General features: G+C 71.1%; 18 protein-coding genes and 1 riboswitch. Of the genes, 10 read left to right on the top strand and 8 right to left on the bottom strand.

Features of this window, described 5'->3' with window-relative positions; all coding sequences use genetic code 11:
- Positions 1-36: 36 nt before the first annotated feature.
- The 5 genes from ACFYVR_RS12450 to ACFYVR_RS12430 form a co-directional block, all read right to left on the bottom strand.
- Complete coding sequence (locus ACFYVR_RS12450) at positions 37-1,617, bottom strand: DUF6350 family protein (protein ID WP_387473256.1); 1,581 nt, start codon at positions 1,615-1,617, stop codon at positions 37-39.
- 21 nt (positions 1,618-1,638) lie between these two features.
- Complete coding sequence (locus ACFYVR_RS12445; RefSeq protein WP_387473253.1) at positions 1,639-2,565, bottom strand: DUF5336 domain-containing protein; 927 nt, start codon at positions 2,563-2,565, stop codon at positions 1,639-1,641.
- Between the two features lie 222 nt (positions 2,566-2,787).
- Positions 2,788-3,702 carry a succinate--CoA ligase subunit alpha gene (gene sucD / locus ACFYVR_RS12440; protein WP_387473251.1) on the bottom strand — a complete coding sequence of 305 codons (915 nt, stop codon included), beginning with the start codon at positions 3,700-3,702 and terminating at the stop codon, positions 2,788-2,790.
- A 13-nt stretch (positions 3,703-3,715) separates the two neighbouring features.
- The gene (gene sucC / locus ACFYVR_RS12435; protein WP_387473248.1) at positions 3,716-4,885 is read right to left on the bottom strand and encodes an ADP-forming succinate--CoA ligase subunit beta; all 1,170 of its coding nucleotides are present in this window, start codon (positions 4,883-4,885) and stop codon (positions 3,716-3,718) included.
- Between the two features lie 145 nt (positions 4,886-5,030).
- Entirely contained in the window at positions 5,031-6,878 is a 1,848-nt protein-coding gene (locus ACFYVR_RS12430) for a hypothetical protein (RefSeq protein ID WP_387473246.1), read from the bottom strand.
- Between the two features lie 199 nt (positions 6,879-7,077).
- On the opposite strand from ACFYVR_RS12430, the gene ACFYVR_RS12425 reads away from it, so the two are divergent.
- Positions 7,078-8,178 (top strand): M23 family metallopeptidase, encoded by a 1,101-nt coding sequence (locus ACFYVR_RS12425; RefSeq protein WP_387473244.1) that lies wholly within the window; start codon positions 7,078-7,080, stop codon positions 8,176-8,178.
- 22 nt (positions 8,179-8,200) lie between these two features.
- Here the strand turns inward: ACFYVR_RS12425 and ACFYVR_RS12420 are convergent, their stop codons facing one another.
- Positions 8,201-8,578 carry a hypothetical protein gene (locus ACFYVR_RS12420; protein WP_387473242.1) on the bottom strand — a complete coding sequence of 126 codons (378 nt, stop codon included), beginning with the start codon at positions 8,576-8,578 and terminating at the stop codon, positions 8,201-8,203.
- A 159-nt stretch (positions 8,579-8,737) separates the two neighbouring features.
- Here ACFYVR_RS12420 and ACFYVR_RS12415 point away from each other — a divergent pair, with 159 nt between their 5' ends.
- From ACFYVR_RS12415 to ACFYVR_RS12405, 3 genes are all read left to right on the top strand, one after another.
- On the top strand, positions 8,738-9,946 hold the full coding sequence (locus tag ACFYVR_RS12415) for a sensor histidine kinase (RefSeq protein WP_387473239.1): 1,209 nt from the start codon (positions 8,738-8,740) through the stop codon (positions 9,944-9,946).
- Positions 9,943-10,605, top strand: a complete 663-nt coding sequence (locus ACFYVR_RS12410; protein ID WP_387473237.1) for a response regulator — start codon at positions 9,943-9,945, stop codon at positions 10,603-10,605. The genes ACFYVR_RS12415 and ACFYVR_RS12410 overlap by 4 nt, the downstream gene beginning before the upstream one ends.
- Before the next feature lie 243 nt (positions 10,606-10,848).
- The gene (locus ACFYVR_RS12405) at positions 10,849-11,799 is read left to right on the top strand and encodes a hypothetical protein (protein WP_387473235.1); all 951 of its coding nucleotides are present in this window, start codon (positions 10,849-10,851) and stop codon (positions 11,797-11,799) included.
- A gap of 229 nt (positions 11,800-12,028) precedes the next feature.
- Here the strand turns inward: ACFYVR_RS12405 and pcrA are convergent, their stop codons facing one another.
- The gene (gene pcrA / locus ACFYVR_RS12400) at positions 12,029-14,503 is read right to left on the bottom strand and encodes a DNA helicase PcrA (protein WP_387473234.1); all 2,475 of its coding nucleotides are present in this window, start codon (positions 14,501-14,503) and stop codon (positions 12,029-12,031) included.
- Positions 14,504-14,794: 291 nt separating this feature from the next.
- Here pcrA and ACFYVR_RS12395 point away from each other — a divergent pair, with 291 nt between their 5' ends.
- The 5 genes from ACFYVR_RS12395 (at position 14,795) to pgi (ending at position 20,058) form a co-directional block, all read left to right on the top strand.
- Positions 14,795-15,097: a chorismate mutase gene (locus ACFYVR_RS12395; RefSeq protein WP_387473231.1), complete on the top strand. Its 303-nt coding sequence runs from the start codon at positions 14,795-14,797 to the stop codon at positions 15,095-15,097.
- Between the two features lie 106 nt (positions 15,098-15,203).
- Positions 15,204-15,341: riboswitch (cobalamin riboswitch) on the top strand.
- 43 nt (positions 15,342-15,384) lie between these two features.
- The gene (locus ACFYVR_RS12390; RefSeq protein ID WP_387473228.1) at positions 15,385-16,440 is read left to right on the top strand and encodes an ABC transporter substrate-binding protein; all 1,056 of its coding nucleotides are present in this window, start codon (positions 15,385-15,387) and stop codon (positions 16,438-16,440) included.
- A 71-nt stretch (positions 16,441-16,511) separates the two neighbouring features.
- Positions 16,512-17,516: a FecCD family ABC transporter permease gene (locus ACFYVR_RS12385; protein ID WP_387473670.1), complete on the top strand. Its 1,005-nt coding sequence runs from the start codon at positions 16,512-16,514 to the stop codon at positions 17,514-17,516.
- A 16-nt stretch (positions 17,517-17,532) separates the two neighbouring features.
- On the top strand, positions 17,533-18,309 hold the full coding sequence (locus tag ACFYVR_RS12380) for an ABC transporter ATP-binding protein (RefSeq protein ID WP_387473226.1): 777 nt from the start codon (positions 17,533-17,535) through the stop codon (positions 18,307-18,309).
- Between the two features lie 99 nt (positions 18,310-18,408).
- Positions 18,409-20,058 carry a glucose-6-phosphate isomerase gene (pgi, locus tag ACFYVR_RS12375; RefSeq protein ID WP_387473223.1) on the top strand — a complete coding sequence of 550 codons (1,650 nt, stop codon included), beginning with the start codon at positions 18,409-18,411 and terminating at the stop codon, positions 20,056-20,058.
- Between the two features lie 7 nt (positions 20,059-20,065).
- Here the strand turns inward: pgi and ACFYVR_RS12370 are convergent, their stop codons facing one another.
- On the bottom strand, positions 20,066-20,905 hold the full coding sequence (locus tag ACFYVR_RS12370) for an FAD:protein FMN transferase (RefSeq protein WP_387473220.1): 840 nt from the start codon (positions 20,903-20,905) through the stop codon (positions 20,066-20,068).
- 253 nt (positions 20,906-21,158) lie between these two features.
- On the opposite strand from ACFYVR_RS12370, the gene ACFYVR_RS12365 reads away from it, so the two are divergent.
- Entirely contained in the window at positions 21,159-21,962 is an 804-nt protein-coding gene (locus ACFYVR_RS12365; protein WP_387473218.1) for a crotonase/enoyl-CoA hydratase family protein, read from the top strand.
- Position 21,963: the final 1 nt, after the last annotated feature.

Below are 21,963 nucleotides of genomic sequence, written 5' to 3'. Positions count from 1 at the left end.
GGAAGGACCCGCCGACACCGCCGACCGTCGACAAGCCTAGTCGCTGCTGGTCGGAGTGCCGTCGGGCAGGTCCGACTCTGCACGCGGGTCGGTGACCCGCGCCACCCCGTGAACGCTCGCCTCGTCGGCGTCGTCGGCCCCGGTCGACTCGTCGACCACCTCCGCATCGACCACGGAGTCCACGTCGATGTCGGCGACGGGCGGTGCCGTCGCGGCGTCCTCGAGCAGTTCGGCGTCGAGGACGGTCGCACCCGGTCGCGGCGCCGCACCACCCGTGACGGCCGGATCCGGTTCCGGAGCCGTGGTGTCGGTGTTCGTCCCGGTGTCGTCCGTCCCGGCGTCGGGCAGCGCCGGTGCGTCCTCCCTCGGTTCGGGCCGGGGCCGGGGCGCAGGGCCGTCGGGCCTCTCACCAGCGGGCACCACCCGGGAGCGCCACCGCACGAGGGCCGCCGACACCGCACCGAACGGGGCGAGCCAGCCGAATGTGGCACCGGCGAACGTCGCCACCGTCACCCCGACCGACCCGAACGAGCCGAGGGCGCCGCCCGCGACGAAGCCGAGCACCGCGAACACCACCGCGACCACGAATGCGCCGACCAGCGCGGTCTGCGCGGCCCGCGCCGCGGAGGCAGCCCTGCGCGCGCAGTCGCGACCGAACATCACGCCGATCGCGGCGGGAATCACCAGCGCCACCAGCCAACCGTCACCGCCGGCCTGCTCCGGCAGCGCGCCGAGCACCGGTAGCGCGGGGACCGGGCCGCCGACGACGTCGAACAGGCTGATCGACGCCACGCCGACGTGGGCGGCCGACCCGACCAGCACGGCCGTCGCCGCGATCACGACGTTCGGCAGGTACAGGATCGACAGCACCGTCAGCCCGAGCCCGCCCATGAACCCGTCGCCGGCTTCCACGAGCATCCCGACGATCGACCAGGACGCGAGCAGCGACGCGACGGTGATCGCCGCGCCGGTTGCGAGCAGCGCCATCGCGGCGCGCAGTGCCGGTCGCGCCGCGGCCAGTACCCAGTCGGGGACGCCGAGATAGGTCACCGCGGGACGCCACAACCGGAGCCCGATACCGATCCCCGCGCCCACCAGGTGCACGGCGACCACCCAGGCGAGGGCGGCGAGACCGTTCGGCGGATCCAGGGCGATCACCGACGAGGCGTCCATCACCACGGCCAGCGCGATCAGCGTGACCACCACCGGTCCCGCGACCGCCGCACCGAGCACCCACCAGCACTCGTGGCGAGGGGTCGACGCGTGGACGACCCGAGCGCATCCCCGCGCCACCGCAGCGACCATCACCAGTGTCGGCAACAGCGGCAGCACACCGAGAGAGGCGCCGCCGATCGTCAGCTGCACCTGGTGGACGGCCAACCAACCGGCCGCGACCGCGCCGCTCGTCCCGGTGAGGTCGCTGTTCGCGGCGACAAGGGTGACGAGAACGCAGGTGGCGATGACGACGATGGCGAGCAGCGCAGGTCGCACCGCGATCGTGAGCAGTGCCCGCACCTGCTCCGGAGTCGGGCTCGGCCGCACCCGCGTCGCCGGCCTGCGGGTCGCGGTGGATGCACCCCGACCCCGGGTGCCGGGTCGGTCGGTGCGGCTGAGCACGGAATTCATCTCCTGGCTTGGTCAGTCGTCGGTGCGGTCGGGCTTGGCGGTGTGCTCGGGCCGGCCGGCGTCGTACGCCTGCGGGGGCTCGAACGCCTGCGTCGGTGCGGCCGGGGTGTCGTCGGTCGGGGTCTCGCCGGACGCGTCCGGACCGGTCGGCTGACCGTACGCGTGCTGCGGCTGCCCGTACCCCTGCCCGTACTGCGAGTAGGGCTCCTGCGGTGGCGTGTAGGGCTGTGGCTGTGGCTGCGGAGGCGCGTACGGGTTGGGGGTGGGACCGTATCCGGTCTGCGGCTGCTGGCTCCAGCTGCCCGGATACGGCTGGCCGTAGCCCTGACCGGGCGGCGCCTGGCCGTACGCGGCGGGGTACGACGGTCCGTAGCCGGGAGCGGGCGGGCCGAACTGCTGCGGGTAGCCGGACGGCCGCGGCGCCGGGGCACGCACCAGCCCCAGACCGAACAGCAGCACCGCGATCGCGATCGCCGCCTGGATGAAGGCGAGCACCAGGACCAGGATGCCGCCCCAGGCGAGGCTGACCCCCTCGGACAGGGTGAAGAGGAAGAACAGAGAGACGACGAAGCCGACCAGAGATGTCGCCGCGGCGGTCGGCTGATGAGCCTGGCCGGGAAACAGCGACAGCCCGGCGAGGAGGCCGCCGAGCAGCAGCATGGCGAGCGCGACCACCGGGTAGCCGCCTTCGAAAGCGTTCTGCGACAAGCCTTCCTGACCGAACGCGCTGACCTTCGCGTAGGGCGCGAAGCCGAGCAGGAAGTTCAGGATGCCGAGCACGAGCACGGGAAGGCAGAGCAGGCGGGGCAGCGAGCCGCTGTCCGCCTGCGGGGACGCGGGCGGCGCCGGTGGCAGACTCGGCCCCGGCACTCCGGCCGGACCGGGCGCACCCGCCGGACCCGCCGACGGGTATCCGGGTCCTGTGGGCGGATAGGTCATCATCGGCTCCTCGACGGTAGGGCACGGCTGGTGGCAGCCCAGACCGGTGGACGGTCGGGTGCTGCCCGCAACGCTAGCGCACTCGGCGGTGGTCGAGCCTGTGACGGGTGTTCCCGGTGTGGCGCAACGGCACCCGCGCAAACGCCGACGGGCACCTGCGGATGCAGGTGCCCGTCGGTGAACCGGTACAGCGTGTACCGGTGCGGTGTGAACCGGGTGGTGTTACGCGCCCACGGTCAGGGTCTCGAGGATCTCGCGCGCGAGTGCAGCGGTCTCGGACGGCGTCTTGCCGACCTTGACGCCCGCCGCCTCGAGGGCGTCCTTCTTGGCCTGCGCGGTGCCCGAGGAGCCGGAGACGATGGCGCCGGCGTGGCCCATGGTCTTGCCCTCGGGAGCAGTGAAGCCCGCGACGTAGCCGACGACCGGCTTGGTGACGTTGGCCTTGATGTAGTCGGCCGCACGCTCCTCGGCGTCGCCGCCGATCTCGCCGATCATGACGATGACCTTGGTCTCCGGGTCCTTCTCGAACGCCTCGATGGCGTCGATGTGGGTGGTGCCGATGACCGGGTCGCCGCCGATGCCGATGGCGGTGGAGAAGCCGTACTCACGCAGCTCGAACATCATCTGGTAGGTCAGGGTGCCGGACTTCGACACGAGGCCGACCGGGCCCTTGCCCGCGATGTTCGCCGGGGTGATGCCGACCAGCGCCTCGCCGGGGGTGATGATGCCGGGGCAGTTGGGGCCGATGATCCGGGTCTTGTTGCCCTTCTCGACGTTGTAGGCCCACGCGTACGCGGAGTCCTGCACCGGGATGCCCTCGGTGATGACCACGAGCAGCGGGATCTCGGCGTCGATGGCCTCGACGATGGCGTCCTTCGAGAACGCCGGCGGGACGAACGCGATCGAGACGTCCGCGCCGGTCTCCTTGATGGCCTCGGCGACGGAGCCGAACACGGGCAGCTCGACCGGGTTGCCGTCCTTGTCGGTGTGCGACACGGTGGTGCCGGCCTTGCGCGCGTTGACGCCGCCGACGACCTGGGTGCCCGCCTTGAGCATCAGGGCGGTGTGCTTGGTGCCCTCGCCGCCGGTGATGCCCTGGACGATGACCTTGGAGTCCTTGGTGAGGAAGATTGCCATTGTTCTTGTCCCTTTACTTCGCGGCGAACGCGAGTTCGGCGGCCTTGTCGGCGGCCTCGTCCATGGTGGCGACGACCGTGACCAGCGGGTGGTTGGCCTCGGCGAGGATGCGGCGGCCCTCCTCGACGTTGTTGCCGTCGAGACGGACGACGAGCGGCTTGTTGGCCTCGTCACCCAGGGTCTGCAGGGCGCCGACGATGCCGTTGGCGACCGCGTCACAGGCGGTGATGCCGCCGAAGACGTTGACGAAGACGCTCTTGACCTGGGCGTCGTTCAGGATGACGTCGAGACCCGCGGCCATGACGGCAGCGGAGGCGCCGCCACCGATGTCGAGGAAGTTGGCGGGCTTGACGTTGCCGTGCTTCTCACCGGCGTACGCGACGACGTCGAGGGTCGACATGACCAGGCCCGCGCCGTTGCCGATGATGCCGACCTCGCCGTCGAGCTTGACGTAGTTGAGGTCGTTCTCCTTGGCCTTGAGCTCGAGCGGATCGGTGGCGTCCCGGTCCTCGAACTCGGCGTGGCCGGCCTGACGGAAGTCCGCGTTCGCGTCCAGGGTGACCTTGCCGTCGAGGGCGAGGATCTGGTCGTCGGGCGTACGGACGAGCGGGTTGACCTCGACCAGGAGAGCGTCCTCCTTGACGAAGACCTCCCACAGCTTCTGGATGGTCACGGCCGCGGCGTCGAGCACCTCGGCGGGCAGGTGGCCCTGCTCGGCGATGCTGCGCGCGAACGCGAGGTCGACACCCTTGACGGCGTCCACGGGAACCTTGGCGAGGCGCTCCGGCTTGGTGGCGGCGACCTCTTCGATCTCCATGCCACCCTCGACCGAGCACATGGCCAGGTAGGTGCGGTTGGTGCGGTCGAGCAGGAAGGAGATGTAGTACTCCTCCGCGATCTCGCTCGCCTCCGCGACGAGGAGCTTCTTGACGATGTGACCCTTGATGTCGAGGCCGAGGATGTTCTCGGCGTGGGTCTGAGCGTCGTCGGCGGTGGCCGCGTACTTGACGCCGCCGGCCTTGCCGCGCCCGCCGACCTTGACCTGTGCCTTGACCATCACGGGCTTGCCGATTTCCTCGGCGATCTCGCGGGCACCGGCGACAGTGTCGGTCACACGGCCGGCCGACGTCGGCACGTCGTGCTTGGCGAAGAGTTCCTTCGCCTGGTATTCGAAGAGATCCATCTGTTCACCGTCTCGTCTGCGATTGACGCCCGCTCGAGGGGTAGGAGCGGGTCCGTCCGGGACAATATCTAGTTGATTCCGCGACCCGACCCTCGCCTTGGTGCTATGTGGCATATGTCACGGGCTCGCACGGTGGCGCCGCAGGTCACGGCCGTCGCGGCCGAACCGCGACGACAGCGGTCGCCGCGAACAGCGCCACACCGAGGATCGCACCCCAGGCTCCGGGCCCGACCACCGGCTCGGAGATACGACCGCTGGTCAAGGGCCACCCGATCAGGTATACGCCCATCGCGATCGCGGCGCCCAACGACCCCACCGCAGCGCGGGCGGGGCGGGCTCGCGCGGCCACCACGACGGTCAGTACCACTGTCACCGCGAGAATCGCCCTGCCCCACTGGCCCCACCCCCACGGCCAGTGCGCGACCGTCTCCGCGCCGTCGCCGGCCCCGGTGTACAGCGGGAGCGCGAGCGCGATGGTGGAGACCAGGGCCGCGGGGACGCCGACTGCGAGCACCGCTGCGCGCGGCGCCGCGTCACCCGACATGTCCAGACCTTCCCTTTCCACGGAACCCGCGCACCAGGCGAGGAGGCCGGTCGCCGCCGCGGCGAGCGCCGACAGCGCCAGCAGTACCGCGCCCGGGCCGATCCCGACCGCGGGCAGGTCGGCCGCGACGACCCACGCCTGCAACACCTCGGCGACGGCGGCGACCAGCGCGGCCCACAGCACCCCGACCGCGGGCCGCACCACCGCCGCGAACTCGGAGAGCAGCAGCCAGACGCAGGCGAGCACCAGCACGACGCCGGCGACCAGCGTCACCCTGGTGGCGAGGATCTGCGGATGCCCGACGCCGTCGGGCAGGGTGAGCACCGGCAGCAGCGATCCCACGGCGGCGAGCAGACCGGCTCCGATGCCGGTCAGTCCGGCGGCAGCATGCCAGCGGCCGAGGCGTGTCCGGGCGCGTGCGTCCGCGGCCGCGGCGCGCGCCTTGGGCGTTCCGTCCTGTCGTGACGCGGGCGTGGGGACCGCGGGGGCGGGTCCGGTCGCCGGCCGACTCCTGCGGTCGACGACGAGCGGCAGCAGCAGACCGATCAGGATCAGCGTCACGGCTGCGGCCGCGGCGAGCACGGAACCCGCCCCCGTAGCCACTCCGTCGCCCGCGACCGCTCCCACGACCGCCCGGGATCCGAACACCGACAGCGCACCGAACCCGGCCCCGACCACGGCGGCCGCCGCGACCGCCGTGGCGCCGGCGGCGAGCGCCGACGCGACGACGACGAGCACGGCCAGCGCGACGAGCGCGACACCGATCGCCGTCGGCGCCGCGGACCCGAGCAGGGGCCGCACCACGAGGACCGGGTCGGTGCTGGTCCAGGGAACACCGAAGGACGCGCCGGCGACGAGCAGACCCGCACCGACCGCAACGACCGCGGCGGGCGCGCCGATCCGCCCACCGACCGGGGAACCGTCGAGGTCGGGGTGCTCCGATCCGTAACCGTCCTGCTGGGACGCCCGGGCGATCGCGACGGAACCGAGTACTCCGGCGATCACCGCGCACAGGTGCCCCGCGACGACCGCGACGGCGCCGGGTCCGGGGTCCAGGTGCGCGGCGGTCAGCGGCCGGAACAGTTCGAGTCGGTTCGCGTCGATCGCGTCGGTCCACAGCGCGAGGTCGAGGACGGTCGTTCCGACCGCGACGGCGCCCGCCCCGGCGAGGATCGCCCCTGCGGCAGCGGCCGCCTTCCGGACGAGCAGCGTGAGCGCGAGCACCGGCACGGCGACCGTGGCGCCGATCGCGAGCGCCGCGGCCGGGGCGACGGCGGGTCCGGCATCCGGCCGGACGACACCGAGGACCGGGCCGAGCGTGACGAGGATCGCGCCGAAGAGTCCGAAGCCGGCCGCGATCGTTGCGGGCCGGGACGCGGCCGGACCGCCGCCCCGCTCCGGACCGGGAGGGGCGGGGCGGGCAGGGGCCTGGTCGGGGCGGGTGCGCACGAGGGTCGACGCTAGCCGCCGGGGCCCGGTGTGGACCGGGCGACACGCGTCGACGGCTCCCCGACCGAGCCCGTGATCATGCTGTGATGCATCTCACAAAGTCTCGGCAGGTCGCGCGCAGAGGTTGCGGCCCCCGCGACCGTTTCGTTACCGTCGCCAAGGTCAAAGTCACAGGCAGGTCACGAGGGAAGGACGGCAGTTGTCACGGCACCGCGCGCCCTCCACGACCCGCCTCTTCGGCACTCCGCCGGTACCGGACGCCACGGTCGCCGACGAATCCGCAGGTCATCTCATCGTTTCCCAACCGGGAGCGCCGACCGAGCCCGATCGGCGCAGGACCAGGCACGTCGACGATGACGCGACCACGCAGTCGTATCCGCAGTACTCGGCTCCGCGTTACACCGGGTCATCACGTTTCGAGACCCACGGCTCCATGAATCACCGCAGTACCCCGCTCCACCCGGTCCACGACGGCGTCGCCGACGGACCCACCGAGGTCGTCCCCGCAGCCCCCGGCGCGAACGACACCGATCTCGCAGCTCCCGCCAGGCGCGGTGGAGCGCACCGACTTCCCACTCCTCCCACTGCCCTCAAGGGCCGGGCCGCCGTGGTCGCAGTCGCGGCCGGCGCCGTCGTCGCCGCAGGCCAGGCCGCGGGCAACGGTCCCGAACAGGCCCCCCAGTTCGCCCTCGCCGACGACGCCGCCTCGAACATCGCGTCCACCGCGGAGCCGCAGGCAGCCCAGTTCGCCGCGAACACCGAGAGCACCGCGCCCTCACAGGTCGCTCAGGTGCTCAACGTCGCCGATCCGGCCGACCTGACCCAGTTCTCGAACCTGCTCGCGAAGGGCGAGCGGCTCAGCCAGGAGCGCGCCGCCCGCGAGGCGGCCGCACGTCGCCCCCTGTTCGTGCTTCCGGCGGTCGGCACCTTCACCTCCGGTTTCGGTTCGCGTTGGGGCGAACTCCACGCCGGCGTGGACATCGCCAACGCGATCGGTACTCCGATCTACGCGGTCGCCGACGGCACCGTCATCGACTCCGGGCCCGCGTCCGGGTTCGGCATGTGGGTCCGTCTGCAGCACGCCGACGGCACGATCACCGTCTACGGCCACATCGACTCCTCGCTCGTGTCCGTCGGCCAGCAGGTGCTGGCCGGCGACCAGATCGCGCGCATGGGCAACCGTGGTTTCTCCACCGGACCGCACCTGCACTTCGAGGTGCACCTGGCGGGCGACACCAAGATCGACCCGCTGCCCTGGCTCGCCACCCGCGGCATCAGCCTCGGCCCCGAGATCGACTGACATCCGCCGGCCCCGGCCGAGCTCAGCCGGCCAGCACCCTGGTGGTCCGACCGGTCAGGTGCGCGTCGGCCATCCGCTGCTCGGCCCGCTGCTCGCGCCGCAGCGCGGCGGACACCTCCGCACCCGCATCGAGCGCGGCCCGAAGACCGGGTTGCTCCGCGGCCAGCCGCAACCAGGCGTCGCGGGGTGCGGTCCCGTCCTCCACCGCCTGATCGAGCAGGGCCGCCAGATGCCCGCTCCACCGCTGCTGCAGGGCCAGCAGGATCTCGTCGGGTGAACTGAAATGCGTTCTCGCACCTGGTATCTCGTCGAGGTGTCGCACCACGGTCGGATCGGTCTCCGCTCGGGACAACACCGCCTCGAGTACCCGTCGACGCTCTCGGAACTCTGTCCAGGACATCTCGTCACCTCCCAGGAAGCCGTGTGCCGACCACGCTACGAACACGGGGCCGGTACCGTCGCCGTGCCGGAGGAGGGAATTCGTCTCCTACCCAGGTCGGAGACCGACTCCGTTCCGGGACGGATGCGCCTGCAACCGCCCGCCGTTTACGCTGGCCGTGTGCCGATCACGGAGTTCTTCCGGCAGCGGCTGGCGGCGAGTGGCTACGACTACCCGATCGCCGTGCCCCTGTTCGAACACCTCGCCACGGCGGCGATCGCGGTGGTCGCGGTCGCGCAGCGCGATGCGTTCCTGCCGCCGGACTGGCCGCTGCTCCTCGCCGTGGTCGCGGTGATGGCGCCGATGGTCGGCGACATGCTCAGGACGGGGACCCTGGTGCCGCGCCCGCTCCTCGCGGCCGTGGTGATCGCCGCGACGACGGTCCTGATGCTCGATCCACCCGCCACCGAGTTCGACTTCGCCCCGCTGCTGCTGATGATGATGGTCGGTGAGGTCGCGGCCACGTCCGGTCTCGCGGTCAGTCTGGTGACGGCGGGTGCGGCCCTCACCGTCCCGGTGGCGTTCGCGGCGTTCGGCCGGCTCGACGGTTCCGCGTCGTGGTACCTGCCGGCCATCGCACTGGGCTGGATCATCGGTCGACTGATGCAGACGCAACTGCGACTGCTGCACCAGGAACGCGCGGCTCGCACCATCGCGGCGGAGCAGTCGGCGGACGCCGAACGGCAGCGCATCGCCCGTGAGGTGCACGACGTGATCGCGCACTCGCTGAGCGTGACGCTGCTGCACCTGACCGCGGCCCGTCGCGCCCTCGAACAGGACCGCGACGTGGACGAGGCCGTCGACGCCCTCACCGATGCGGAACGTCTCGGCAGACAGGCGATGGCCGACATCCGCCGCACGGTCGGGCTGCTCGGCAACGGGCCCTCGGGGTCGCGTCCGGAACCGGGCATCGACGACGTCGGTGACCTGGTCGACGACTTCCGGCGCGCGGGACTGCCCGTGCGGTTCGAGATACACGGCGACCCGTCCGGGATCACCGCCGCGACCGGGCTCGGCGTCTACCGGGTCTCGCAGGAGTCGCTCGCGAACGTCGTCAAACACGCGCCCGGATCCGACGCGGACGTCCGGGTCGCCATCGGTGCCGACGCGGTCACGGTCGACGTCCGGAACCGACTGCGGGGTGCGGTGCCACCACCCGACCGGAACCCGGGAAACGGGCTGCGCGGCATGCGTGAACGGGTCACCCTGCTCGGTGGAGACCTGAAGGCCGGGCCGGACGCGGACGGCTGGAGGGTGCACGCCCACATGCCGTTGCCCAGCACCACCTGCGCCTTCGGACTTGTCCGCAAAACCCCGAGACTGTCGTGACGGCGCCGGCCGAAGTTCGGGTCCTGCTCGTCGACGACCAGGAGCTGGTGCGGTCGGGACTGCGGCGGATCCTGCGCCGCAAGGACGGATTCGTGATCGCCGGCGAATGCTCCGACGGGGCGGAGGTACCCACCGCGGTGCGCGAGCACGATCCGGATGTCGTGTTGATGGACCTGCGGATGAAAGAGGTCGACGGCATCGCCGCGACCCGGGCGTTGCGGGCGCACGCCGCGAACCCTCCGGTGCTGGTGCTCACCACCTTCGACGACGACGAACTGCTGTCGGGCGCGTTGCGGGCCGGGGCGGCCGGGTTCCTCCTCAAGGACTCCCCCGCCGAGGAACTGATCCGCGCCGTGCACACCGTCGCTGCCGGCGGGTCCTGCCTCGACCCGGCCGTCACCGGGCGGGTCCTGCGCACCTACCGGACCGCCACCCCGGCCCGCGACGGGCGCGGCGTCGACGGGCTGACGGCCCGCGAGGTCGAGGTCCTCGCACTGATCGGCCGCGGCCACACCAACGGCGAGATCGCCCGTCACCTCGGCATCTCCGAGGTGACGGTGAAGAGCCATGTCGGCCACATCTTCGTCAAACTCGACCTCCGCGACCGGGCAGCGGCCATCGTCCACGCCTTCGACCACGGCATCGTCGCCCCCAGCTGACCCCCGCCCCTCCGGCTGAAGGCGCCCTTGGTGTCGTTGATCCGAACGAAGGCCACTTTCAGCCGGGAGTTCCGCCAGGAGCCGGGGTCGGCCGGCGTCCGGGGTGAAGGCGCCCTTCATGCGGCTGAAGCGAACGATGGGCGCCTTCAGCCGGTCATCCACAGGTCGCGAACTATCCACAGCCCCCGCGGAATCCGCCCGACGACGGCCTTCGACGGTGCCGGCGCCGTGCAGGATCTGCTCATGCGACGAGGTGACTGGGCCCGACGGCTCGACGAGATCAGACGGGCCAGCCCCCACGGTGCCGTCAGGGTGGCCGACCTCTCCGCCGAGGGCATCTCGGGGTCGGCTGTCTCGCAGCGCTGCCGTACTGACGGACCGTGGCAACGCCTACTGCCCGGAGTCGTACTCATGCAGAACGGCGAACCGAGCTTCCGTCAACGCGAAGCGGCCGCGCTCCTCTACAGCGGACCCGACGCACTACTGACCGGGCAGGCCGCCTTGCGCGAGCACGGCCTCGGATCCGGGTCGCCCGGCGACATCCATGTCCTCGTTCCCCACGACCGTCAGCGCCAGTCGGCACGCTTCGTCCTGATCGAGCGGACGACACGACTGCCGGACGCGGTGTCCCGCAACGGTTTCGCCTGCGCACCCCTCCCGCGGGCGACGCTGGACGCAGCCCGCCGGATGCGCTCGCTGAACGCGGTGCGCGCTCTGGTGTCCGAAGTGATCCAACGTGAGCGGCTCGAACCTGCTGCATTGTTCCGTGAACTCGCGGCGGGTAGCCGACGTGGGTCGGCGCTGCCACGAGTCGTGCTCGCCGAGGTCGCCGCGAACGTCCACTCGGTCGCGGAGGCACAGGCGCGCGATCTGGCCAGGACCTCGGGGCTGCCGACCATGAGTTTCAACCCGTCCGTCCACACCGCCGACGGGCGGTTCCTCGCCCGCCCCGACGGCTGGATCGACGACGTCGCCCTCGCCTGGGAGATCGACTCGCTGAACTGGCATCTGAGCGCGGACGACTACGCGGCAACGCTCGAGCGGCGGTCGCGGTTGCAGAGTCACGGGATCGTCGTCTACGCGATCATTCCGCGACGACTGACGGAGGAACCGGCGCGGGTCCTGTCGGAGTTACGCGCCCACTACGACCTCGCCGCGTCCCGTCCTCGCCCCGACGTCCGCGTGCATCCCTGACGACCTGACGACCTGACGCCTCGACGACCTGACCCCCTGATGCCCCACCCCGCCCGGCTGAAGGCACCCTTCGTGCCGTTGATCCGAACGAAGGCCACCTTCAGCCAGAACGGGGGGCGGCCGACGATCCGGAGTGAAGGGGCCCTTCGTGCGGCTGATGCGAACGAAGGCCACCTTCAGCCGCGGTGGGTGCGGGGTGGGGCGGTGGGTGCGGGGTGGGGTGTGTTGGTCAGAGCTTGACCATGGGGACGCCGCCGATCAGCATCAGCCGCACCTTGCCCGACGAGCCGAAGTCGACGGTGACCGTGGCGGTGGTGCCGGCACCCTTCGTCTCGAGGACGGTGCCGAGCCCGTACTTGTCGTGGCTGACGCGGTCGCCGACCGCGAGCACCAGGTGGTTGTTGCGGGGCCGTGCGGAACCGAAGCTCGGTGTCGCCTCGGCCCTCTCGCGACCTCCGAAGCCGCCGTACCCGCCGCTGTTGCCGTAACCGCCGTTGCCGTAGCCACCGCCGTAGCCCTGACCACCGCGGAACCGGCCACCACCGATGGCCCCACCCATGCCCGGGCCGGGATCCTCCCGACGCCAGTCGATCAGTTCCTGCGGAATCTCTTGCAGGAAACGCGATTCCGGGTTGGTGATCGGCTGACCCCACGCCGAGCGCAGCACCGCGCGGGTCACGTACAAGCGATGCCGGGCCCGGGTGATGCCGACGTACGCGAGGCGACGTTCCTCGGACAGCTCCGCCGGATCGCCGAGCGCCCGCATGTGCGGGAACTGGCCGTCCTCCCACCCGGTGACGAACACGACGGGGAACTCGAGACCCTTCGCGGTGTGCAGCGTCATCAGCGTCACCACGCCGTCGCCGTTGTCGGGCAACTGATCCGAATCCGCGACCAGCGACACCCGTTCCAGGAACGCGGCCAGCGACCCGGGGTCGGGCTCACCGTCGCCGAGTGCCGGGTCGTCTTCGCCGGCCGCGGCGAGGGCACCTTCGAGCGACTCGTCGATCTCGGTGTCCAGACCGGCCGCGTTGCGGGCGTCGGAACTGAACTCGCGTGCGACGCTGACGAGTTCGTTGAGGTTGTCGAGCCGGGCGCCGTCCTGGGGGTCGCTGCTCGCCTCGAGTTCGGCGCGGTAGCGGGTCTTGTCGAGGACGGACTCGACCACCTCGCCGATGTCGATCAGTCCGGTGTCGTCGGGCTGCATCCCGTCACGGATCTCGTCCATCATGTCGAGGAAGCCGGCGATCGCCTTCTGCGAACGGGTGTTGAGCAGCGGCACCGTGCCGTCGGCGGCGTCGCGCAGGGCGGCCGCGAATCCGATGCCCCGCTGCTCGGAGTGCACCGCGACGCACGCCTCGGCACGGTCGCCGATGCCGCGACGCGGGGTGTTGAGGATGCGCCGCAGGCTCACCGTGTCGTCGGGGTTCTCCAGCACCCGCAGGTACGCGACGACGTCGCGGACCTCCTTGCGCTCGTAGAACCGGACGCCTCCGACCACCTTGTACGGCAACCCGAGCCGGATGAAGATCTCCTCCAGCGCGCGGGACGAGTTGTTGGTGCGGTAGAACACCGCGACGTCGCCGTAGCGCGCGTCGCCGGCGTCGACGAGCCGGTCGATCTCCGACGCGACGAACGACGCCTCGTCGTGCTCGTTGTCGGCGACGTACCCGGTGATGAGGTCGCCCTCGCCGGATTCGGTCCACAGCTTCTTGTCGCGTCGGCCGGTGTTGCGGGCGATCACCGCGTTGGCCGCCGACAGGATGTTCTGGGTGGAGCGGTAGTTCTGTTCGAGCAGGATCGTCCGGGCCTGCGGGTAGTCCCGCTCGAACTCCTCGATGTTGCGGATCGTCGCGCCACGGAAGGCGTAGATGGACTGGTCCGCGTCACCGACGACGCACAGCTCCGACGGCGGGACGGGGCCGGCACCCTCCTCGCCGACGAGGGTGCGCACGAGGACGTATTGGGCGTGGTTGGTGTCCTGGTACTCGTCGACGAGGACGTGCCGGAACCGGCGCCGGTAGTACTCGGCGACCTGCGGGTGGTTCTGGAGCAGCGCGACCGTCTCGCCGATCAGGTCGTCGAAGTCGAGCGCGTTGGCCGCCCGCAGCCGGGCCTGGTAGTGGCCGTACACCCGCGCGACGAGGCGGACGACCTCGTTGGTCTCGAGTTCCGCGTTGGCCGCGGCCTCCTCGGGACCGATCAGCTCGTTCTTCAGGTTCGAGATGTGGGTGGCCAGCAGCCGCGCCGAGTACTTCTTCTGGTCGATCTCGAGATCCTTGGAGATCATCGTCAGCAGCCGGCGCGAGTCGTCGGCGTCGTAGATCGTGAAGTTCGAATTCAGCCCCGGCAGCAGCGCGGCCTGCATGCGCAGGATCCGCACACAGCTCGAGTGGAAGGTTGCGACCCACATGCTGTTGGCGCGGGGTCCGACGAGTTGGGCGACGCGCTCGCGCATCTCGGCGGCCGCCTTGTTCGTGAACGTGATCGCCAGGACCTGCCCGGGAGTGACGTCCCGCTCCGCGAGCAGGTACGCGATGCGGCGGGTCAGCACCGCAGTCTTGCCCGACCCTGCGCCCGCGACGATCAGCAACGGCGATCCCTGGTGCACGACCGCCTCGCGCTGCTGCGGATTCAGTCCGGCCAGGAGGGCGTCGGTCGAGGTGCGGGTACCGGCGTGAGCTGCCGCGGAGAATGTGTTCATCGCCTGTCCACGCTACCGCTGTGCACCGACATCGGGCTGCCCGCCCACGACCCGTGTGCACCCACGACCCGCCGCGCCCGGTCGGGCATGGCAAAATGGGGTCATGCTCAGTGCCGACGCTCGCCACCCCTGGCGATTTTTCTACGGGTACCGGACTCCGGTGCCCGTGGCCTGAACAACCCACGAGCCCCGCGGTCCGCAGCGATCCGGGGCTCTTTTCGTGAGAGGGCCTGGATCGGGTAACGACCCGCGGGACCGAGAACGATCCAGTTTCTGACACGAGGAGAAGACATGGGCGCCCCCATCTCGCCGAACAACAACGCCGAGAACGACACCGACCTGCCGACCAGCGAGGCCGAGATCGACGAGCTCCGCAAGGAGATCGACCGCCTCGACGCGGAGATCCTCGCCGCGATCAAGCGCCGCAGCGAGGTGTCCCAGGTGATCGGCCGCACCCGCATGGCGTCGGGCGGTCCGCGCCTCGTGCACAGCCGTGAGATGAAGGTGCTCGAGCGGTTCAGTGAGCTCGGCCAGGAGGGTCACACCCTGGCGATGCTGCTGCTGCGCCTGGGGCGCGGTCCGCTGGGCCGGTAACTCCGCTCGGGCCTGCGACTCCTCTTCGGCGCCGGTGACGACGAGGCCCCGGCAACCTCGGAGGAACGCAGCGCGATACCCGGACATACCGGGCGATGCTCGCGAGGTATACGGTGACGGTGGCCGCCCGTGCGGCCCCGATCGGCGAGGGAACCCGGTGCGAATCCGGGACTGACGCGCAGCGGTGACGGCCCTGTTCACGTGGGCCGAAGTCCGGATGCTCGCGGATCGGGTCAGGTGAGACTCTCGGCCCCGCGACTGGGCCCTGAACGAGGAGTTCCCGCTTCGTGCGTATTCGTTTCCTCCGCTGTGCCGCCGTGCTCGCCGCAGCTGCCACGCTGCTGCTGACCGGCTGCTCGGGTTCCGCAGCCACCGACGACGAGCCGTCGACGGCCGCGACCGGGTATCCCGTCACGCTCTCGAACTGCGGCCGCACCGTCACCGTCGATGCGCCGCCGCACCGTGTCGTCTCCCTCAACCAGGCGTCGACGGAGATCCTGCTCTCCCTCGGACTCGCGGACCGCATGGTCGGCACCGCGACGTGGACGGATCCGGTCCGTGAGAACCTGGCTGCCGCGAATGCGACGGTGCCGCGGCTCGCCGACAACAAGCCGTCGCTCGAGGTGGTGCTCGACGCCGAGCCGGATTTCGTCACCGCGTCGTTCGGGTCGTCGATCGGCGACGGCGGCAGTGCGGGCCGCGACCAGTTCGAGTCGCTCGGTGTGCCGACCTACCTGTCCCCCACCGACAACGGGTGCGGCGGCGACGTGTCCTCGGCGTCGAACGCGGACGGCGCCCGCACCGAGCCGTTGACCCTCGACAGCGTCTACCGGGAGATCCGCGAACTGGCCGCGATCTTCGACGTCCGCGAGCGCGGTGAGGGGTTCGTCGCCGAGTTGCAGCAGCGGTACGCGACGGCAGCGGACACCGTGGACGCTGCCGGTGTCTCGCTCGCGTTCTGGTTCGCCGACACGAAGACCCCGTACATGGCGGGCTGCTGCGGGTCGTCCGGGATCATCGCGCGCGCGGTCGGCGCCACCAACGTCTTCGCCGACACCACCGACGAGTGGCCGCAGGTCTCCTGGGAGACGGTCGCGGACCGCGATCCGACCGCGCTGGTCCTCGCCGACCTGAGCCGGCGCAGCATCGACGGCGACGCTCTCGACAGCAAGATCGCCTTCCTCGAGTCGAACCCGGTGACGTCACAGCTGCCCGCGGTCCAGCAGAAGCGGTACATCGTCGTGAGCGGGGCGGACATGAACCCCACCATCCGCACCGTCGACGGCGTCGAGAAGGTGGCGGGGGCGCTGCAGCAGTGGAACCTCGTCACCCCGCAGCCGTGACGCCGACGGTCGCCGCGGAACGGGCGACGGCCCCGACCCCGACCCCGACCCCGCGACGCGAGTCGAAGGCCCTGCTTCCGGCGGTGCTGCTCGGTGGACTTGCCGTCCTGGTGGCCTCGATCGCCGTGACCGTCACGATCGGGCCGGCGAACCTGTCGGTCCGCGACGTGTACGCGGTGATCCTCGAGCACTGGGGCATCGGGTCGTCGGGGCTGACCCGGCTGCAGGACGGCATCGTCTGGGAGTTGCGGCTGCCCAGGACCCTGCTCGCGGCGGTGTGCGGCGCCGGGCTGGCGCTGTGCGGGGCGATCATGCAGTCGCTGCTGCGCAATCCGTTGGCCGATCCGTTCGTCCTCGGCATCTCGTCCGGCGCGTCGACCGGGGCGGTGCTGGTGGCGGTGCTCGGCATCGGCGGCGGCGCGATCTCGCTCTCGACGGGCGCGTTCGTGGGTGCGGTCGTGGCCTTCGGCGCGGTCCTCGCCCTGGCGGCGGGGGCCGGCGGCGGCACCGCGAAGGTGCTCCTCGCCGGTGTCGCGGGCACCCAACTGTTCTCGGCGTTGACCTCGTTCGTCGTGATGTCCTCCGCGGACGCCGAGCAGACCCGCGGCGTGCTGTTCTGGCTGCTCGGGTCGCTCAGCGGCGCGGACTGGACCGACGTGGCGCTGTGCGGCGCCGTCACCGTCGTCGGGGTCACGGTGTGCCTGGCGGTGGCGTCGTCGCTGGACGCGATGACGTTCGGCAACTCGTCGGCGGCCTCCCTCGGTGTCCCGGTCGGCACGATCCGCACGCTGCTGCTCACCGTCACGGCGCTGATCACCGCGGCACTGGTCAGTGCCGCGGGTGCGATCGGGTTCGTCGGGCTGGTGCTGCCGCACGCGGCCCGGTTCCTCGTCGGTCCGCGGCACAGCCGGCTGCTGCCCGCGACCGCCCTGATCGGCGCGATCTTCATGGTGTGGGTGGATGCGGTCGCCCGCACCGTGTTCGCGCCGCAGGAGATCCCGGTCGGTGTCGTGACCGCCCTGATCGGTGTGCCGGCCTTCGCGCTCGTCCTCTTCCGGATGGGGAGGACCTCGTGACGCGGTGGGGGCACTGATGCCCCTGCACGCGAAGAACATCACGTGGAGCCGCGGCGGCAACCTGGTCGTCGACGGCGTCACGATCGAACCGCATCGGGGCGAGACGATCGGGCTGCTCGGGCCGAACGGTTCCGGGAAGTCGTCGCTGCTCGGTGTGCTCGCGGGCGTGCACCGCCCCGACGAGGGGCAGGTGCTGCTGGACGGGAGCGACATCCGTGCCCTGCGACGCCGGCAGGTCGCGCGTCGCGTCGCGACCGTCGAACAGCACGCCGACACCGAGATCGACATCACCGTCGCGAATGTCGTTCGCCTCGGCCGGATCCCGCACCGCGGCCCGTTCGGCGGGGACGATACCGCTGACCGCGCCGCGATCGAGCGGGCGCTGGCGCGCACCGGGATGACCGAGCACGCCCACCGCCGCTGGCACACCCTCTCGGGCGGCGAACGTCAGCGGGTGCAGATCGCCCGCGCGCTGGCCCAGGAACCGGACGAGATCCTGCTCGACGAGCCGACCAACCACCTCGACATCGCGCACCAGCTCGACATTCTCGCCCTGGTCGCCGAACTGCCGATGACCAGCTACATCGCCCTGCACGACCTGAACCTGGCCGCGATGTTCTGCGACCGGGTCGTCGTCCTGACGCGCGGCCGCATCGTCGCCGCGGGAACACCGGCCGAGGTGATCACCGAGGAACTGGTCGCGGACGTCTACCGGGTCCGCGCCACGGTCACCGTCGACGACGGCGTCCCGTCGGTCAGCTACCACCGTGCGCTCCGCGCGGTGAGGCCGTGACGCGCCGAGGCTCGGGTGTGGAACCTGGCTCGATTCTCCGGATCCCAATTGCTGATCGCACCCCGGCGCAGCGCGGCCGCTGCCGTTAATGTCGAGACCATGAGCCTCGACATCACCGCGACCTCGGCCTGGCAGAAGCTCCGCGCGCACCACGACCAGATCGCGGACCGGCACCTGCGCGAGCTCTTCGCCGAGGACCCCGAGCGCGGACGCGAGCTCACCGTCACCGCGGGCGACCTGTACATCGACTACAGCAAGCACCGGGTGGACCGGGAGACCCTGGCACTGCTGGTGGATGTCGCGCGCACCGCCGGGGTCGAGGAGCGCCGGGACGCGATGCTGCGCGGCGAGCACGTGAACACCTCGGAGGACCGGGCGGTCCTGCACACCGCGCTGCGGCTGCCCGCCGACGCCGAGCTGCACGTCGACGGACACGACGTCGTCGCGGACGTGCACGAGGTGCTGAACCGGATGGGCGACTTCACCGACCGGCTCCGGTCGGGTGAGTGGCGCGGCGCGACGGGCGAGAGGATCACGACGGTCGTCAACCTGGGCATCGGGGGCTCGGACCTCGGACCCGTGATGGCGTTCCGGGCGCTGCGACACTACGTCGACAGCGGCGTGACGGCCCGGTTCGTCTCCAACATCGACCCCGCCGACCTGGTCGGCAAGCTCGCCGGTCTGGATCCGGCGACCACCCTGTTCATCGTCGCGTCGAAGACGTTCTCCACCCTCGAGACGCTCACGAACGCGACCGCGGCCCGGCGTTGGCTCGTCGCCGCCCTCGGGGAGGACGCCGTCCCGCAGCACTTCGTTGCGGTCTCCACCCACGCCGAGCGGGTCGCCGAGTTCGGCATCGACACGGCGAACATGTTCGGCTTCTGGGACTGGGTCGGCGGCCGCTACTCGGTCGACTCGGCGATCGGGCTGTCGCTGATGTGTGTGATCGGCCGGGAGGCGTTCGGCGAGTTCCTCTCCGGCTTCCACACCATCGACCGGCATTTCGCGGAGCAGCCGCTCGAGTCCAATGCACCGGTGCTGCTCGGCATGATCGGGTTGTGGTACTCGAGCTTCTTCGAGTCGGATTCTCGTGCGGTGCTGCCGTATTCGAACGACCTCGGACGGTTCGCCGCCTATCTGCAGCAGTTGACGATGGAGTCGAACGGCAAGTCGGTGCGCGCCGACGGCTCGCCGGTGACCACCCCGACCGGCGAGATCTTCTGGGGTGAGCCGGGCACGAACGGGCAGCACGCCTTCTACCAGTTGCTGCACCAGGGCACCCGCCTCGCGCCCGCCGATTTCATCGGATTCGCCGAGCCCACCGACGATCTCGCGACGATCGACGGCACCGGTTCGATGCACGACATGCTGATGAGCAACCTGTTCGCGCAGACGAAGGTGCTGGCGTTCGGCAAGACGGCCGAGGAGATCGCCGCCGAGGGTACCGACCCGGAGTTGGTGCCGCACAAGGTGATGCCCGGCAACCGTCCGACGACGACGATCCTCGCGCCGAAGATCACCCCGTCGGTGCTCGGGCAGTTGATCGCCCTCTACGAGCACCAGGTGTTCGTCGAGGGTGTGGTGTTCGGGATCGACTCGTTCGACCAGTGGGGCGTCGAACTCGGCAAGGTGCAGGCCCTCGAGCTCGCACCGGTCCTCACCGCACCGGAAGCGCCTGCCCCTCAGGATGATTCGTCGACGGACACCCTCGTCCGCTGGTACCGCGGCAGGCGCGGCCGGCTGTCCTGATCCGTACTCACGCCACGTGGTCGTACGGCGGCAGGTGCAACCACGCGTCGGTGGTCCGCACACTGCCGTGCCGGTAGGCCACTCGCGCGGCCAGGTCGTTCTCGCCCAGCCACCGCAACGCGGCCACGCCCTGCGCGGCGGCCGCGGCCGCGGCCGAGTACGCCCACAGCCCGTCGTCGGCGACGACGGTGACGCTCTCGAGCCCCGCGTCGGTGACGCGCGGCACGGAGTCCACGTCCGCGGCGTGCACGGCGGGCGCCCGCGCGGTCGCCAGTGCGCTGCCCGAGCGCACCTCGACCTGCGGACTGCGTCCGGTGGCGTCCCGTCCCACCTCCACCTGCCAGCCGCCGATCGGGCAGTGTCCCCACGTCGCGACCAGGTCGTCGATCCGCACGAGGACACCGCACTCGAGGTCGTCGGCGGCGCGGCGGGCCGCGCGGTGGGCGGTGGCGGCCTTCGCGATGCCGGTGACGTCGAGGAAGGCTCCGAACGGCGCGAACACGGTGTCGCCGTCCACCCGGATGTCCTCGAACGTGGGCGGGGTGCGGGCCGGGACGGCACCCGGCGCCGTCTCCTCGATCAGGGGCGACACCGCACCGTCGGTCATCCGGGCCGCCCACAGCGCCGCCCGGATCAGACCGCCGAGCCGTGTACCGACCCGCACCGGCGTGCCCTGGGCCTGGTTGACGGCGTGTATCTCCGCGTCCCCGCGACCGAGGTCGCACACGGCCTGTACCTGGGCCAACGCATCAGCGACGATGTCGGCCGCCTCCGTGAGTGCCGCCCACTCGGTGACGCGTACCTCGACCTCACTCCCCCATGTCGTCCACACTGTGCTCGGGGCCATGATCCTGCGCTCCACGCTGACATCGGTGCCGACCCGGCGGTCGGCTGCTAACGAATCTCCAGTATGCGCCCTGTTTCTGTGGATGGTCTGAGGGATTTTCCGCCGCCGGACAGGGATGCCACGGCCGAGGCGACGAACCGGCCTCGGGACACGGGAAGACGAATCCCGCTCTTGTACAGTCGGCCTCACCACCCCGGGAGCCCCGCCTCTGCGGCACCCGAGCCGCACCAGCCAGCGAGGAGAATCGGACCGGATGAGCGAGCACAGGATTCGTCTCGACGTCGACGAGCAGGGTGTCGCGACCGTCACGCTGGACCGCGCCGAGAAGCACAACGCACTCGACCCGGCGATGTTCGACGCGTTGGTCGAGGTCACCGCGCGGCTCGCCGCCGACCGGAGCGTGCGCGCCGTCGTCCTGCACGGTGCGGGCAGGAGCTTCTGCTCCGGCCTCGACATCACCGGCCTCGGCGAGCGGGACGGCGGTCCGTCGGATCTGCTCGCCCGCGAGGACGGCCACGTCGCCAACCACGCCCAGCGCGTCGCCCACGACTGGTCCCGGGTGCCCGCCCCGGTGATCGCGGCCATCACCGGCAACTGCTTCGGCGGCGGCCTGCAGATCGCGCTCGGCACCGACATCCGATTCGCGACCCCGGACGCGCGGCTGTCGATCATGGAGGTCAAGTGGGGCCTGGTCCCCGACATGGGGATCACGCAGACCCTGCCCCGCCTCGTCGGCATCGACGTCGCGAAGGAGCTGACCTTCACCGGGCGGATCCTCTCCGGCACCGAGGCCGAGGCCATCGGACTGGTCACCCACACGGCCGCCGATCCGCTCGCCGCGGCGCTGGAGTTGGCCCGCGAGATCGCCGGGAAGTCGCCGCACGCGGTCCGGGCGGCCAAGCAGCTCTACGACGACACCTGGACCCGCTCCGACCCGGCGTCGGCATTGCTGCTCGAGAGCGAGCTGCAGGTCGAGCTGATGGGTTCACCCAACCAGATCGAGGCGGTCTCCGCCGGCATGGCCAAGCGGGCACCGGCCTTCGCCGACCCGGACTGAT

Source organism: Rhodococcus sp. NPDC003318 (assembly GCF_042879035.1).
GTDB lineage: Bacteria > Actinomycetota > Actinomycetes > Mycobacteriales > Mycobacteriaceae > Rhodococcus_G.
Note: the sequence above shows the minus strand (reverse complement) of the source record. Positions and strands in the feature narration are given on the sequence as shown.